Raw genomic sequence first — 12,946 nt, 5'->3', positions numbered from 1 at the left:
AGTTGCAAAACAGTGTGAGAGAAAGGGGGAAGAGATATGCATATGTCCTCAGAGGAATAGCCGAGGGAATCAAAACATGGGGTGGCTTGAAGAGATATGTTGAAGAAAAGGAAGGGACAGTGATATCATCGAGCATACTCCACAATATATTGAAAAACCTTGAGGACATGAGCATAATCCACAACTACCAGTTCCTAGACCCCATATACCGAGAGGCATCGCTAAGATTACGCATATAATTCTTTTTCCAAAGTAGTGGACAATATCTGTAATGCACGTCTATATAGTCTAACAGCCAAAATAGTCACGGTCTTTCTCACCTATTGGTTTTAGATGATTAGAGCTGTGCTGCTCATTAGTGGAACGGTTTGCTGGGTATATCAAGGCTTTGTGAGATGGGTTTCTAGCGGGTTTGATTGGGAGAGGGATAGAGGACCAGGGTATTTCCTAGCTTTCTAGATGTGTGGAACTCTGGATACGATGACCTGACTACAACTATGTGCAGATATTTCCTAGCTTTTCCATATGCCTCTAACAAGCTTTCTTTGCTGGGTCTGCTCCACGGTGTTTGGGGCACGGGTATGTATTCATCTATTATGAGGGGTATCCCGGGGTCTTTACTAGCTATGTACATAGCCAGTCTCTCGATGTCGTCAACATCGTTGAATTGTGGAATGAGTATGGTCTCTACAACGACATTGAATTGTTTGTTGAGCAACACCTCAAAGTTTCTCAATACCTTGTCTAGGTCTCCGCCACCTGTATAGAACCTGTATTTTGTTTTGTCTATGCTTTTTATGCTTAGCTCTACCAGGGTCTTTGGAGGTATGCAGTTCAACACCTTGTCTAATTCGTAGCCATTTGTGAGAATCGAGATGTCGAGCCCCAGCCCATTGGCAATATTGATAATGTGGCAGAAGCTCGGATCTGCAGTTGGCTCTCCCCCTCCAAAAACAACCCTTCTAAGACCAAGCACATCCACAGCCCTCTTCAAAATATCCTCTAGCTGACCAAGACTCAAGGTTTTGACGGTTGCCTTAGCATCCATCAACTGATCTATGTTCTCGACGTGATGATCCCAAAGATACCTCTTTCTAATACAGCCTAGGCAGTTGAGGTTGCATCCAAGGAATTGTATGTACGCGGACTTGTCATGGTCGTAGAATGTTATGTGGTAGACCCTTGTCATGATATTCTTGCTACTGCTTGTCGAATCCATATCCATAGCCCAGTTACATCATCCACTTCATTACCTTCCACTTCTAGCGCAAGTATTGTCTTAACGTCTTTGATAACCAATCTATTGTCGATATAAATGAGGGCCCAAAGTGTGCTAGATTAACATCTCTAGTCTCTTTAACTAGTAGAATCCTGTTGTACTTGAACGCATCTGATCCTGATAGCGGCAATCTAATCTCTTTGTATTTATCAACTGTTAGGGATTCCCATGGTGGCTCTATATTCACGAGTATCAAGTCTGGGTTCTTCGCCACGATATCCTCGTCTCTAGGGTTGAAGAACTCCTTTGGCGTGTTGTGGAATATGTTCTCTCCACCGGCTATCCAAATACCGTCGTCTATGAATGTCAGTGCACCTCCTGTCGAATATGTTTTGTCGGGCCACAGATACTCGACATATACCCTTGGCCTCCTTCCCCCAACAAATCTACTATATATCTCCACAACCTTGGCTAGAAGCTCCTCCACCAACCTCCTAGACTTGTAGTATCTACCAACAATTGAACCCACATCAAGAACTATATGCGATATTATAGCACTGACATTGGTTGGCAAAGGCATTAAATATGCATTGAACCCAGCAGACTTAACATCGTTGAAGATCCTGTCGTGTACCCTAGACTGAAGGAAGACTATATCGGGGTTGAGATCCCTAAGCTTCTTGATAGGCACATGGAGATACGTTCCTGCAATCTCCTTTCTCACTGGATTATTCAAGTACATTCTGCACCAAGGTGTTACACCAACTATCTCATCCTCAAGCCCCAAGAGCACAAGGGTTTCGGTAACAGCTGGAGACAAACTAACGATTCTCAGTTGCAACACCAAATGGTTAGGCTAGCCACATAACTTTATAAGTCTTTTGTTTTTAGCTAAAATGAAGCTTAGTATAGTGATCTTTGCAGGTTTCCAACAAAGCTTTTTAACTGTATGCATGAGCTCTATATGGCTAGGGTGACCATATGCAAACAAAATACATAGCCTTGATTGCAATAGCATTGATAATAGGTATTGCAATAGGATATGTACCAAACATCATATTCCCAAAAACAGCAACAACCATCACTATAACCTCAACATCCCCTATCTACACCTCTATAATAAAACCAACAACGCTAATATTTACCACCTCAGCCACACTACCAATAACAATTGTTAACACACTGCAATTGACATGGCCTAGAAAAATTGTTGATGCATTGGGAAGAGAAATAACATTTAATGAACCTCCAAAGAGGGTTGTTTCAACGATTCCTAGCATAACAGAAGAGCTATTTGCTATAGGAGTTGGTGATAGGATTGTTGGAGTGGACTCCTACTCTAATTACCCACCAGAGGTTCTAAAACTAATTAATCAAAGCAAAATCACGGTTGTTGGAGGTCCGTGGACACTAGATGTAGAGAAGATAGTTTCTCTAAAACCTGATGTAGTCTTTATGTGTAGAGGCGATACACCTCAGGAAACGGTGTTTAGAGCAAAGATTGAGGAGGCTAGGATAAAGACATTCTTCCTTATATGTGATGCTGCAAGAAGTCAATATGATATCTATGCAGATCTGATGATACTTGGACAGATATTTGGTGTTGAATCAGAGGCTGAGGAACTCGTTAATGAGATACAACAGAAGATAGATTCAATAGCAAATAAGCTTGTTAATGTGTCGAAGCCTAGGGTTTTGCAGTTGGCGGGACCACCATCATGGGGTTTGTGGAGTGCTGGCGGAAATACATTCATAGGCTGGCTCATAGATGTTGCTGGCGGAAGTAATATTGCATCCGGTTATAGTGGATGGCCACAACTAAGTTACGAGTACATACTATCTGAAGATCCTCAGATAATAATCATTACAGCAATGGGAATGGATCCAAAAGCAATTTACGAAGACGTTGCCAAAACACCTCTTGTCAATACATCGGCTTGGAAGAATGGTAGGGTGTATCTAGTGACTGGTGAGGCTAACGATGCTCTCAGTAGACCTGGGCCAAGAATTGCAGAGGCTCTGGAGATACTTGCAAAGCTCATACATCCAGAAATATTTGGAGAAATCCAAAGAGCGGACATAATCAATATAGCTACTATGAAATTTGATGCTGTGGAATACAATATTGAGATTCAGCAACAAGCTCTAGTAGAGGCTATTTAGAGATGGCCTTAGAGCTATACAAAAAGAAAACCAAACACTTTTTAATATCTCTATCAATGCTTATAGCCATATCCATAGTTGTGGCGCTGATTTCTTTGTCTATAGGACCATCAATGCTTGATCCCAGAGAGGTTTTCAAAGTCGTTTTTCTTAGGATTAAATCGGATGAGAGTATACGTGTAATTGCGATGCTAAGAGTTTCTAGGACTGTAGCCTCGTATGTTTGCGGCATTGCGCTCTCCCTAGCAGGTCTTCTAATGCAAACCATTACCAGAAACCCTCTTGCAGATCCATACATATTTGGATTATCTTCATCAGCCCTAACAGCAATTGCAATAGCAGCTCTGATCTCTCCATCGATTACTGTATACAAGTACAATCTTGTTGTAATAGCTTTTGCAGGTGCGATAATTGGTTATCTAGCGACAGTGACTCTCGCTAAGCTTGCTGGTGGCGATAGCCTAGCCCTGGTTTTGGCCGGTATAGCTGTAGCCTCTCTTTTTTCTGGCCTTTCCCATGTCCTGCTTTACATGGTTCAAAACATTATTAGAACGCCTTATGTATACTTCTTAATGGGATCTGCTGCTACAGTAACTCAAAGAGATTTGGGTCTAATGACGTACCCAATTATAGCTTTGATAATAGTAGCAATAGTCTTCTTTAAGCCGCTGAATACATATCTATATGGAGATGAATATGCGAAACAGCTAGGATTTAACCCAAGACTTGTAGCGCTTATTGCAACAGGTATAGCAGCCCTGTCAACAGCTATAATAATAGCCTTTATAGGTATAGTCGGTTTTGTGGGTCTTGCAGCACCCCATATTGCAAGGTTTTTTGTAGGCTCTGATCACAAATTCTCCATACCAATAGCAGTACTTGTTGGTGGTAGTATGACGGTGCTTGCTGATATAGTTGTTAGACTGGTTTCCATGTATAGTGGTGCCGTTGGTGAATTACCCCTTGGTGTAATAACATCGATTATTGGAGCCCCCTTTCTTGCATATCTAATTGTTAAGAGGATGAGACAATGAAGATAGTTGTTGAAGATGTTGAGGTTTGGTACAACTCTGCAAAGGCTTTGGATAGAGTAACTCTATCCATATCCTCTGGCGAGTTAGCATTTGTTATAGGCCCCAACGGAGCAGGTAAAACAACTCTTCTAAAGACTATAGCATCTATTGTCAAACCTAAAAAAGGTGTTGTTTATATCGATGGAAAGGCTGTTTCAAGTCTATCGCCAAAAGATATAAGCAGAATTCTCTCCTATGTAGACCCACACATATCTAGATCCATACCATCAACAGTTCTAGAGTTTCTCCTAACAGCTAGATACCCACATCAAAACATGCTGAGCTTTTCAATATCAGCCAAAGATCTTGAGATGGTTGAAAAGATTTCGGAGCAGCTGAACATAAAACAATTCCTTGATAGGAGACTAGACCAGCTTAGCAGTGGCGAGCTACAGAGGATTTTAATTGCAAGAGCCCTTGTCCAAGAACCCAAGGTTCTGCTCCTAGACGAGCCCTCAGCTTTCCTGGACTTGAGGTATAGGCTAGAGGTTCTAGACTATGTGAAATCCGTTGTAAAGAGGAGTAGCATTGTAGCTATTGTAGCCATACACGACATTTACCTAGCTTCTCTATATGCAGACAAAATAATAGTAATGAACGGAGGTTCGGTGGTTGTCTGTGGAACTCCTGAGGAGGTTCTAAAGAAAGATGTTCTTGAGAAGGTTTACGGTGTTAGAATAGCTATTGTAAATGTTGATGGTAGGAAGATTGTCGTTCCCTTAGAGCCTCTCGAAAAAGAGTTTAGATATGAGGTGAAAGGCGACAACTAACGAGGTGTATATAGCCGAGATCCTTTGTGTGATGTATATGGTTAGAGGGGCCAAGGTTGTACAAGGGTCATTGGAAGGCATCTCCGCTTCCCAAGGATCTTCAATTGCGCTATACGTTATAGGATCCACAATGACCTCGACAATTCCGAACATATCGCTAGCAGGCTCCATGATTATCGCTACGCTGTTCACACCTGCTCTCGATGTGGAGTATCTCTATTTCGGGAAGCCCATATCTGTAGAAGCTATACCAACAACCCCCACAGGCATACCAACGCCAGCTATAATAACGAGAACAGCATTACAGCTTTCTCAAACACCTTTCATGGTTGTTGATGCAGGCTCTTATGTAAAGCCTAAAATACCTTTGATAAGCCTTTCGAGTGGTTGTGTTGGTGGGAGAATAGATAAAGAGAATGCACTACCCCATGGAACATCGAGAAGAATATTCGATGAGGCGGCGCTGATAGGTAGAACAATAGGCTCTATAGCCAATGTGGTGCTAATTGGGGAGAGCATTCCAAGTGGAACAACAACCGCTCTATCCATTCTGCAAGGGCTTGGATACAACGCCTACAACATTGTCAGCAGCTCTGCAAAAGAGAATCCGCTTGCAATTAAAAAAGCTGTTGTTGAAGAGGCTCTGAAGAGGCTTGGACAATCTGAAGACCCCTTCAAAGTAAATGATGTTGTTGGAGACCCTGTCCACATATCCATAGCCGGTCTAGCCCTTGGGGCACTGAAATCCAGAGCAACTGTGATCCTCGCTGGGGGAACCCAAATGCTCGCAACACTCGCTTTGATGAAAGCCGTAGAGCCTGGATTTGATGAGCAGAGACTTGTTTTAGCCACCACAAAATGGATATACAGTGACAAGGGAATTGAAATGCTTAAGTTCATAAAGATGGTGGCGCCAAATACAACCTTCGCCTATGTTGAGCTAGACTTCACCGATGCCCCATTCAGCGGGCTTAAAGCATATGAAGATGGATTTGTTAAAGAGGGTGTTGGGGCTGGAGGCACATCGCTTTTAGCTCTTCTAAAAGGTGTTAACATCGATGAGCTTAAGCATAGTGTGTATAGAGAGTATAAGAGAATTGTGAAGATGGGATAGCCATGGCTAAGACTTTTATGAAGAACAGTGATACCCTGGTCATTGATCTGGAGAATGAATACAAGGTCTTATCGACTGCTGGATGTCCAAAGATATACAAGGATGTTAGATATATAGTGTTTAGAAGAGTTCCAAAGGATTTTGAATATGTTGATCTAGACGGTTACTGCAAGAACATTGCAAAATCTATTGGCATAGACTATGAAAAGACTACAATATTCCTTACAGCAGTTGATGTAAGGAGTTATGGGCATGCAACTCACATGTTTAGAGATGTTGTGGCAGAGGCCTATGTGACCTTCGGAGTCGACAAGCCATCGTGCATAGAGGCGAGCAACTCGAGCAAAACAATAGGGGTTGGCACCATAAATATTGCTGTCATTGTCAATAAGCCTCTTGATGAAGTTGGTCTACTAGATCTCTACAGGCTGGTGTCTGAGGTAAAGGGGTTGGTAATGGGTTTGGCAGGTCCAATGTGTTTAACATCCCCCTCGATAGGAACAGCATCTGATGCAACAATGGTTGCAGCTGCCTGGGGTAATGAAAGATTCAGTGGTATAGCAACCGATGTCGGTCTCTCAGCTGCTATAGCTACTCTAAAAGCTTTGTCGAAGTTCCTGGTAGGCACAAACTGCATCAAATATTTTGTGAATAGCATTGGGTTGCAATCGCTCGACGAGATACTGGAGATGGCGTTAAAGGCCTACAGCAAAGCTCCGATACCAATGCTTAGCTCGAGTGAGGTGGAGAAGATTCTTAGGAGAGAATTTGAAGATGTTTTCAAAGACCCAAATATCTGCATGGTTGTGAGGGGCGCTAGATTGGTCGAGATGCTGATGGCGCTAAATCTCTTTCCAGGTATTAGCGAGGAGGAGTATAGGGCTGACACGCCCAAAATTATAGCTGATGAGCTTATAGGCAAAGCAATTGCAGAGTACATAAATGGGTTCAAAGGGCTTCTAGCATACTATTGGATAGAAAGGCTGAAAGAGGAGGGAATCCTTGTGAAGCTAGGGAGTCTACCACCTATGACAGACGATATCGTTGCAGCAGTTATTGGGGGCATTCTTAGCAGAGTCTATGACAGGTACCTGCATAGCCATTGACTTAGACAGGTTTTGCGGGATCTCAATGGATATTGTGATCATGGCTGGTGGCAGGGGCTCTAGACTAGGAGGAATCAAAAAATATTTTCTTGAGATTTGCAATAGAAAGCTAATCGATGTCTCATTAGATGTAGCTCTAAATCTTGGCGTCAATGGAAGGGTTATTGTGTGTACCAGAAGCGAGGATGTTCCCTTACTCAAATCTCTGAAGAAAGTCGATGTTGTTGCATGTCCAGGGGCAGACTACGTCACTGACCTGGCATATATACTGGGGAAAGCTAGTTTTCCAGTGCTTGTCTTACCAGCTGACATGCCTTTCCTAACGGTTGATGTGGTCAAGAGCTTTCTGGTCAAAGCATCAAACTCTAGAGCTGATGTGGTGACACTAGCTGTCTGTAAAGATAGTGTGTGTAGAGAGTCTGGGATATCGCTTTTCAGGAGATCTGAAGGCTCTTGGGAAAACATATATTTCGAGGAATCGAAAGAGCTTAGAGATATAGACACTGTAGAGGATTTACTGTGGGCGGAAAGCCAATGCGGATCCACGGAGGAGACAGAGGAGCTAGAATAGACTTCAGCTCTAATCTAAACCCGCTTGGCCCGCCAAAAATAGTTTTAGATGTTCTAGCATCATGCCTTAGCCAAAGGGTTTTGGAGAAGTACCCCGACTACACATACAGGGATTTGAAGAGGTCTTTGGCAAGGTTTTACCGTTGCAAAGAAGGGTTTGTGGTTCCAACTGCGGGTGCTGGTGAGGCTATAAACCTTGTTGTGATTGCCTCGAAGGCGAAGAGGATATATGTTTTGGAGCCTTCTTACGGCGAATACGAGGACCTTTCAAATGTTCTTGGCTTAGAGTACAGACCCATATTCTATAGGAAAACATTAGATGGGTTCTACATAGACTTCTCTGACTTGCATAAACCCTGTAGCGATAGAGATGGGTTGATAGTGATAACGAATCCTAGCAACCCCCTCGGGCTATACATCGACAGAGACAAGCTATTCAACTACCTATCCAACTGTAGTGCTAGGAGCCTTGTCGACGAGGCCTATACAGAGCTTTGCAGTAGATGCCCCATCGAAATAGGGGATGAAATACCGCAAAACGTTGTTGTTGTTAGATCGCTAACGAAATGGCTTTCACTTCCAGGTCTAAGACTGGGCCTCCTATATATAACTGACATGGATTTTCTGAGGATGGTAGAGGCTTTGAGACAGCCATGGAATGTAAACAGCTTGGCGGAGTGCTTGGGCAGAAGCATTTCTGAGTATGAACAGGAGCTGAAGAGCTTTATCCACAAGTCTAGAGAGTATATAGATGGTGAGAGGGAGAGACTCAAAAAGATGCTTGCATCACTTGGAGCAAAGGTTTTTGAAAGCACCACAAACTTTCTCCTAGTTGAGATAGACAGCGGAGAACAAATAGTTGAGAAGCTTAGGGAGATGGGCCTGGCTCTGAGGAGTTGCAGTAGCTTCAAGGGCCTGAGCCCCAACTTCATTAGAATAGCTGTTAGAAGCCCTAGAGAAAACAACGAACTTGTCGAAGCACTAAGGAATGTGATGGGAGTTGGCTAAAAGGTTAAGGGATTTCCTATCCCTACTAGCTTTTCTAACCCTGTTGCCAATTCCACAAAGATATCTGGGGGTAGAAGCGGCCTTCGGATCCCTCTACATGCTCCCCATAGTAGGCTTTATCAGAGGGCTTTTCGCTGTCACACCAATGTTGCTCTCGGCCTTGCTTCACAACAACGCACCTTATGTAGAGGCGTTTTCTGTGGTGGCAATGCACTACATTATACAGGGGTTTATACATGCAGATGGGTTCATAGACTTCTCTGAGGCTGTCCTAGCCCATAGATTTGGTGTTGATGCCAGCAAGGTTGTTAAGGATAGGTTCAGAGGTTCTTACGCCATAGCAGCGTTTGTGCTGTTTGCATTATGGCTCTACTCCACAATGCTACAAGTTATCCACCTCTCAGCAGACTTGTGGATAGCAACAAAGATTGTTCTAGTTGCCGAGACATGGTCTCCCACATCAATGGCTGTTGTGGCATATGTATGCAGAGAGCCTCCAGATGGGCTGGGGAAGCTCTTTAAAAAGGGGTTGAGGATATCTGATATAGTTGGCGCTTTTCTTGCATCAGTTTTGATAACATATGCAACCTTCCTATCTATTCAAACAGGTAGCACAACCTCTATTCTAGTGTTGCTAGCACTAGCCATCTCTGCATATACAACAAGTGTTTTGGGTATGAAAACCCTTGGCTATGCCAATGGGGATGTCCTTGGATTTGCAAACGAGTTGAGCTATGCAACCATACTAACAACACTTGCTCTTGGTGTTGCCCTATGGCTCTAGACTTTCTCCTCCCCCGGAGCTATCAAGAGTTTATAGCAATACTTTTTCTAGCCCTAGCCCTAGACTTTGCATATCCGAGACACGAGGGAGTTCTGTACTATATACACCCCGTCCACACATCATACACAATGGCTTTAAAGCTACATAGATCATCTCCAAGAACAAGGATGTGGGGTATTATCATATGGTTTGCTGTTGTTGTGAGCCACATAACGCTATACTCTTTGGCACTATACATAGCGAATCTGTTTAGCAGAGTTGCATGGGTTATTCTCTCGGCATATATACTCAAGGTCTCTACATCGTTTAAACTGCTATACAACCACGTCAGAAACGTCTATATGTGTTTATACAAAGGGGATTTGGCATGCGCAAGAACAGAGGTCTCAAAAATTGTTAGAAGAGATGTTAAAAACCTTGGCGAAGGACATGTAGCGTCAGCAGCAATAGAATCGCTTTTCGAGAGCCTCGTCGACGGCTTTGCATCTCCACTCCTATACTACCTCCTCTTCGGACCTATAGGAGCACTCACACAGAGAATAGCCAATACCCTCGACTCTGCACTTGGATACAAAGACGAGGAATTCAGAGATGTGGGCTGGTTCTCGGCAAAAACAGACACAGCCATAAACTTCGTTCCTGCGAGACTGGAGGCCCTGCTCATAATATTGCTATCTCCAATTGGGAAAGGGTCTATGAGAAGAAGCTGGGATACATACAGAAGATATAGAAGAGCTACCGAAAGCATTAATGCGGGTCACCCTCTGTCAGCTGTGTCAGGCTATTTAGGTGTTAGGCTTGAGAAGATAGGGGCATATGTCATAGGGAGAGAGTTTACTCTTCCAACAGGAAGAGACATTGAGAGAGCTCTCAGGTTTGCGATTCTAAATGCGGTTACATATGTATTGATTATAAACGCATTATCGATAACTATATATTTGGCTAGGCAGACCATATGTTGTGTAGCAAATTGGTGAAAACATTGGGTAGCCCAAAGATTGAGCTAATCCCCATAGATATGCTCATCCCCCATGAGGATGCGGAGAAGCAGAGGCTTCTAAACGTTTTGGGAAAACTTTTGATGACAAGGACTCTCAAAAAGCCTGTTATAGTTGATGCAAAAAGATACATAATTATCGATGGGCATCATAGAGTCAATGCCATGAAAATTCTTGGGGCAAAGCACATACCTGCGGTGCTAGCCGATTACAGCTCTGACATATCTGACGTTGGTGGGTGGATGTATGTAGCATCTAGGGGGTATAGAGATCAAAAACTTTTGGAAAAAGCGATTAGGGAAGCCGAGTACTCTGCTAAGAGAGGGGATGGCATACTAATTTTTAAGATAGGTGATGAGGTGGTTAAGGCAAGGGTTGATAGAATAGATTTTTATCTGGCCATTAAAGAGCTAGGGCTTTACAACATATTCAACTCATTGACCAAGACTTCTATCAACCTCAAGATCTGCTTAACCCACGACATCTGCTTGGCCCCTCCAAAGCTTGTGGTAGACGACATATACAGGATTGCCTCCAAGAACATATTGCTACCTCCGAGAACGACATGTCATAAGACAGCCCTTAAGAATGTTGCTATGGAGTTCAAATTGAGGAATCTATAGAAATCAAGGTGCCTAGCATTGCATGTGGCTTTTCTTTCTGGTGGCAAAGACTCTTACTACGCTGTTTACCGTTCTGCTATCCGGATTGACATGGGGCTTGTGCTTGTGTACGACTTTCCTAGACCGAGCCCCCACCTAGTCAATTTAGGGAAGACCGTTGAGACAATTCTTTTGATGGGAGTGCCAGCAGCTGTTGTTAGGCTTGACAAGGGTAGGGAATTTGTAGAGACTGTGGATTTTCTTAGGAGTGTGGGTGCAGACGCTATCATAGCTGGCGATGTTTATATCGATGATCATCTCAAGTATATGGAGAGGCTTGCTAAAGAGGTTGGCGCCACTCTTATTGAGCCTCTTTGGGGTGTGGACCCAGAGGATCTTCTCTATAAGGAGATTGAAGCCGGGCTAAAACCTTTGGTTATAGGATGTGTAGAAGGCTTGGGCAAATGGCTTGGCACGGTACTGAATCAAGACAATGTTTATGCATTTGCCGAGAATGCCAAGAGTATAGGTGTCGACCCCCTAGGGGAAAAAGGGGAGTACCACACAATAGTTTTATCAGGTCCTTTGCACAAGGCAGGCCTAAGCTATAAGATTGTTGATATGGAGAACCACAATGGGTACAAGATATTGAGGCTGATATGATGAGGGTGTCAATGCCCTGTACAATATACGGCGAAATTCTATTCAATGCGATTAGGGGTGCAATCGAGAAAAAGAAATGTGATTGCATTGCTTTAAGTGGTGGGATAGACACAACAGTAGTGTTTATAGCGGCTCTCTCAGTTGGTGTTAAGCCGAGGGGCTACATAGCAATATACAAAAATGGTTTGCCGAGGGACATTATATATGCTGAGCACCTGGCAAAGATCTTTAATATAGAGATTAGATATGTCTTCATAGACAAGCAGAAAGAAGGGGAGGCAGTCCAAGACATTGTTAAATGCATTGGCAAAGAGAATATAGATTCACATGGCGATGGAGGGTGCATAGAGATAAGAAACGACCTAGTGTTCTACTCCGTGCTTAGAAAAGCCTTTGAAGATGATTGCAAATGCATTTACACTGGAAGTGGCGGAGACGAAATATTCGCTGGCTACACCTTCCTCCTGAATCTGGCAAGCAACGAACTCGAAGAATACATCAGAAAGCTTGCAAATGGGAGATACCCAGAAATCGAAATAGCTAAATGCATAGGCATAGATGCTGTAGCTCCTTTTCTAGATGAAACCGTTTCAAATATAGCACTCCAAATACCTCTGCAATGCCTAAGATCAGAGGCTATGAAGGGCAAAGAAATACTCAGAGAAGTTCTTTCCGCGATAAAACTTCAGTTTATCGCGGAAAGAATGAAAACACCTGCCGAAAGCGGAGCTGGCACAACTGCTTTTTGCAAATCTGTTTACGATACCTAAAGAAGAGATGTTGTTCAACATCTCTTTAATATTTCTGCGAATTTTTGTCATAGCATTCAGCAATCTTGGCGCTAGTTCAACAAGATTTGGTTACATAAAAACTTAA

At 43.2% G+C, this 12,946-nt stretch carries 15 protein-coding genes; 13 read left to right on the top strand and 2 right to left on the bottom strand.

Annotated features, from left to right (window positions below):
* Positions 1-2 precede the first annotated feature (2 nt).
* On the top strand, positions 3-239 hold the full coding sequence (locus QW284_00440; protein MEM0338147.1) for a hypothetical protein: 237 nt from the start codon (positions 3-5) through the stop codon (positions 237-239).
* Positions 240-403: 164 nt separating this feature from the next.
* On the opposite strand, the gene QW284_00435 is transcribed toward QW284_00440, so the two are convergent.
* Both QW284_00435 and QW284_00430 read right to left on the bottom strand, forming a co-directional pair.
* Positions 404-1,219 (bottom strand): radical SAM protein, encoded by an 816-nt coding sequence (locus tag QW284_00435; protein ID MEM0338146.1) that lies wholly within the window; start codon positions 1,217-1,219, stop codon positions 404-406.
* A 43-nt stretch (positions 1,220-1,262) separates the two neighbouring features.
* A complete protein-coding gene (locus QW284_00430) occupies positions 1,263-2,060 on the bottom strand; it encodes an ABC transporter substrate-binding protein (protein MEM0338145.1) in 798 nt (265 codons plus the stop codon).
* 140 nt (positions 2,061-2,200) lie between these two features.
* On the opposite strand from QW284_00430, the gene QW284_00425 reads away from it, so the two are divergent.
* From QW284_00425 to QW284_00370, 12 genes are read left to right on the top strand one after another with little or no spacing between them, the layout of a single operon-like run.
* Entirely contained in the window at positions 2,201-3,382 is a 1,182-nt protein-coding gene (locus QW284_00425; GenBank protein ID MEM0338144.1) for an ABC transporter substrate-binding protein, read from the top strand.
* A 2-nt stretch (positions 3,383-3,384) separates the two neighbouring features.
* Positions 3,385-4,416 carry an iron ABC transporter permease gene (locus QW284_00420; protein MEM0338143.1) on the top strand — a complete coding sequence of 344 codons (1,032 nt, stop codon included), beginning with the start codon at positions 3,385-3,387 and terminating at the stop codon, positions 4,414-4,416.
* A complete protein-coding gene (locus tag QW284_00415; protein ID MEM0338142.1) occupies positions 4,413-5,225 on the top strand; it encodes an ABC transporter ATP-binding protein in 813 nt (270 codons plus the stop codon). The genes QW284_00420 and QW284_00415 overlap by 4 nt, the downstream gene beginning before the upstream one ends.
* A gap of 37 nt (positions 5,226-5,262) precedes the next feature.
* On the top strand, positions 5,263-6,339 hold the full coding sequence (locus tag QW284_00410; GenBank protein ID MEM0338141.1) for a TIGR00303 family protein: 1,077 nt from the start codon (positions 5,263-5,265) through the stop codon (positions 6,337-6,339).
* 2 nt (positions 6,340-6,341) lie between these two features.
* A complete protein-coding gene (locus QW284_00405; GenBank protein MEM0338140.1) occupies positions 6,342-7,445 on the top strand; it encodes an adenosylcobinamide amidohydrolase in 1,104 nt (367 codons plus the stop codon).
* Positions 7,420-8,016, top strand: coding sequence for an NTP transferase domain-containing protein (locus QW284_00400; GenBank protein MEM0338139.1), 597 nt, complete (start codon positions 7,420-7,422; stop codon positions 8,014-8,016). The genes QW284_00405 and QW284_00400 overlap by 26 nt, the downstream gene beginning before the upstream one ends.
* Entirely contained in the window at positions 7,965-9,023 is a 1,059-nt protein-coding gene (locus QW284_00395) for an aminotransferase class I/II-fold pyridoxal phosphate-dependent enzyme (protein MEM0338138.1), read from the top strand. The genes QW284_00400 and QW284_00395 overlap by 52 nt, the downstream gene beginning before the upstream one ends.
* On the top strand, positions 9,016-9,807 hold the full coding sequence (locus QW284_00390; protein MEM0338137.1) for an adenosylcobinamide-GDP ribazoletransferase: 792 nt from the start codon (positions 9,016-9,018) through the stop codon (positions 9,805-9,807). The genes QW284_00395 and QW284_00390 overlap by 8 nt, the downstream gene beginning before the upstream one ends.
* Positions 9,798-10,784, top strand: coding sequence for a cobalamin biosynthesis protein (locus QW284_00385; protein ID MEM0338136.1), 987 nt, complete (start codon positions 9,798-9,800; stop codon positions 10,782-10,784). The genes QW284_00390 and QW284_00385 overlap by 10 nt, the downstream gene beginning before the upstream one ends.
* A 5-nt stretch (positions 10,785-10,789) precedes the next feature.
* Positions 10,790-11,428 carry a ParB N-terminal domain-containing protein gene (locus QW284_00380; GenBank protein MEM0338135.1) on the top strand — a complete coding sequence of 213 codons (639 nt, stop codon included), beginning with the start codon at positions 10,790-10,792 and terminating at the stop codon, positions 11,426-11,428.
* A 24-nt stretch (positions 11,429-11,452) separates the two neighbouring features.
* Positions 11,453-12,070: an ATPase gene (locus tag QW284_00375; GenBank protein MEM0338134.1), complete on the top strand. Its 618-nt coding sequence runs from the start codon at positions 11,453-11,455 to the stop codon at positions 12,068-12,070.
* A gap of 11 nt (positions 12,071-12,081) precedes the next feature.
* Entirely contained in the window at positions 12,082-12,840 is a 759-nt protein-coding gene (locus tag QW284_00370; GenBank protein ID MEM0338133.1) for an asparagine synthase-related protein, read from the top strand.
* Positions 12,841-12,946: the final 106 nt, after the last annotated feature.

The sequence above is a fragment of the Ignisphaera sp. genome, assembly GCA_038735125.1.
Taxonomy (GTDB): Archaea; Thermoproteota; Thermoprotei_A; order Sulfolobales; family Ignisphaeraceae; genus Ignisphaera.
Note: the sequence above shows the minus strand (reverse complement) of the source record. Positions and strands in the feature narration are given on the sequence as shown.

Coding starts and splice junctions, on each gene's coding strand:
- QW284_00435 (MEM0338146.1), bottom strand. CDS start 1,219: ATGGATTCGACAAGCAGTAGCAAGAATATCATGACAAGGGTCTACCAC.
- QW284_00425 (MEM0338144.1), top strand. CDS start 2,201: ATGCAAACAAAATACATAGCCTTGATTGCAATAGCATTGATAATAGGT.
- QW284_00420 (MEM0338143.1), top strand. CDS start 3,385: ATGGCCTTAGAGCTATACAAAAAGAAAACCAAACACTTTTTAATATCT.
- QW284_00415 (MEM0338142.1), top strand. CDS start 4,413: ATGAAGATAGTTGTTGAAGATGTTGAGGTTTGGTACAACTCTGCAAAG.
- QW284_00410 (MEM0338141.1), top strand. CDS start 5,263: ATGGTTAGAGGGGCCAAGGTTGTACAAGGGTCATTGGAAGGCATCTCC.
- QW284_00405 (MEM0338140.1), top strand. CDS start 6,342: ATGGCTAAGACTTTTATGAAGAACAGTGATACCCTGGTCATTGATCTG.
- QW284_00400 (MEM0338139.1), top strand. CDS start 7,420: ATGACAGGTACCTGCATAGCCATTGACTTAGACAGGTTTTGCGGGATC.
- QW284_00385 (MEM0338136.1), top strand. CDS start 9,798: ATGGCTCTAGACTTTCTCCTCCCCCGGAGCTATCAAGAGTTTATAGCA.
- QW284_00370 (MEM0338133.1), top strand. CDS start 12,082: ATGCCCTGTACAATATACGGCGAAATTCTATTCAATGCGATTAGGGGT.